Source organism: Curtobacterium sp. P97, assembly GCF_023712445.1.
Classification (GTDB): domain Bacteria; phylum Actinomycetota; class Actinomycetes; order Actinomycetales; family Microbacteriaceae; genus Curtobacterium.
The window spans coordinates 1-441 of the sequence record NZ_JAMAYF010000138.1 but is presented as its reverse complement, the minus strand read 5'-3'; the positions used below and the strand labels follow the sequence as shown (position 1 = coordinate 441).

1 protein-coding gene is annotated in these 441 nt (G+C 68.5%); it reads left to right on the top strand.

What is annotated here, in order from left to right; all coding sequences use genetic code 11:
* Positions 1-99 precede the first annotated feature (99 nt).
* On the top strand, positions 100-441 hold a 342-nt coding region (locus M3677_RS17330; RefSeq protein ID WP_251161188.1), incomplete at its 3' end, for a pyridoxal-phosphate dependent enzyme.

Genomic DNA, 441 nt, shown 5'->3' with positions numbered 1-441 from the left:
CATGCAGCCCAGCCCCTGTGCGGAGACCTCGAGCTCGCCCAACCTGCGTCGTCCGACCGTCATGGCCCCATCCTGCGCCTGCGTGGGAGGGTGGGGCACGTGGAGTACGCAGAGTCCGTCGTGGACCTCATCGGGAACACCCCGCTGGTCAAGCTGAACAAGGTGACCGCCCACCTGGGGCCCGACGCCCCGCTGGTGCTGGCCAAGGTCGAGTACGTGAACCCGGGCGGGTCGGTGAAGGACCGCATCGCCGTCCGCATGGTCGACGCCGCCGAGAAGTCGGGGGCGCTGAAGCCGGGCGGCACGATCGTGGAGCCCACCAGCGGCAACACCGGTGTGGGCCTGGCGATCGTGGCCCAGCAGCGCGGCTACAAGTGCATCTTCATCTGCCCCGACAAGGTCAGCGCCGACAAGGTGAACACCCTGCTGGTCAAGCTGAAC